Annotated in this window: 2 protein-coding genes; one reads left to right on the plus strand and one right to left on the minus strand. The window is 60.5% G+C overall.

The genetic code is table 11. The annotated features are described in order from the left end of the window. Window positions 1-980: serine hydroxymethyltransferase (gene glyA / locus ACRCSW_RS22370; protein WP_438707859.1), on the minus strand; the 980-nt coding region annotated here is incomplete at its 3' end. Window positions 981-1,180: 200 nt separating this feature from the next. On the opposite strand from glyA, the gene ACRCSW_RS22375 reads away from it, so the two are divergent. Next, on the plus strand, window positions 1,181-1,557 hold a 377-nt coding region (locus ACRCSW_RS22375), incomplete at its 3' end, for a tetratricopeptide repeat protein (protein ID WP_438707860.1).

Raw genomic sequence — 1,557 nt, forward strand, 5'->3', positions numbered from 1 at the left:
ACCAGCATCAGAGGCGTGTCCGACCCGCCGGTGACGATATCGAGACCGCCCTTCATCAGCTCATCCGCCAGCGCCTGTGCATTCTTTACAACCTGCGCTTGATAGGTCTTGAACCCCGGCTGCAACGCCTCGCCAAACGCCACGGCCTTGGCGGCAATCACATGCATCAAAGGCCCGCCCTGAAGCCCCGGGAAAATCGCCGAGTTCACCTTCTTCGCGATCCCTTCGTCATTCGTCAGGATCATCCCGCCGCGCGGGCCACGCAGGGTCTTGTGCGTCGTCGTCGTCGCCACATGCGCATGGGGGAAGGGGCTTGGGTAAAGCCCCGCCGCCACCAGCCCGGCGAAATGCGCCATGTCGACCAGCAGATACGCCCCCACCGAATCCGCCACTTCCCGCATCTTCGCGAAATCGATGATCCGCGGAATCGCCGACCCGCCCGCGATGATCAGCTTCGGCTTGTGCTCGGTCGCAAGCGCCTGCAGCTGATCGTAATCCAGCGTCAGGTCCTGCCGCCGAACCCCGTACTGCACGGCATTGAACCACTTGCCCGACTGGTTCGGCGCCGCGCCATGGGTCAGGTGACCACCGGCATCAAGGCTCATCCCCAGAATCGTATCGCCCGGCTGGATCAAGGCCAGAAACACCCCCTGATTGGCCTGCGACCCCGAATTGGGCTGCACATTGGCAAAGCCGCAATGGAACAGCTGCTTGGCCCGTTCAATCGCCAGAGTCTCCGCCACGTCCACGAACTGGCAACCGCCGTAATACCGCTTGCCCGGATACCCTTCGGCATATTTGTTCGTCATCACCGAACCTTGCGCTTCCATCACCGCGCGGCTGACGATGTTCTCCGACGCGATCAGCTCGATCTCGTGGCGCTGGCGGCCGAGTTCTGACGTGATGCTGGCGAACAGCTCCGGGTCGCGGCTGCTGAGCGTTTCGGTGAAAAAGCCGGTATCGCGGTGGGGGGCATTCATCGGCATGTCCTCTCGGGCCAAGGGTAGGGCTGGAGGCTATTTAGAGCAGTGATCGGCATCCGGAAAGGCAAGAAAACGACGCCATCGCCCATCAGGACGAAATGATCTTTCCGAAACGCCCCCGACGTTTGGGTTGTCGGGCTTCATCCACAAGGTTACGTTCTGGTCGGAGGCTCTCGAATGGATCGGGGAGGTATGAATTGCGCAGTCTGATTTTGGGGCTGTTTCTGGCAACAGGCCTTCTTGGCACAGCCAGGGCGGACGAATGGCAAGCCTGTCAATCTGGGGATCAAGAAGCTTGCCTTGAAGCCGCGCGGGTGGCGCAAGCTGCGGGTGACTTTGCAGCGCTCCTGCGTATTTCCGAGAAGGGCTGCGAACTTGGCAATGTGATTTCTTGCAGCGACATCGGTATGATCTATCTGGCCGGTCTCGGCGTCCATGTCGACCTTGGTAAGGCTCTGCCTCTCGTCATGGACGGATGCGATGCGGGATATTCGCGCGCCTGCACAAATCTCGGTTGGATGCACTATGAAGGTTATGGTGTCGAACGGGACCTCGCCAAGGCCATCCAGTACTA

The organism is Tabrizicola sp. (assembly GCF_051645465.1).
Taxonomy (GTDB): domain Bacteria; phylum Pseudomonadota; class Alphaproteobacteria; order Rhodobacterales; family Rhodobacteraceae; genus Tabrizicola.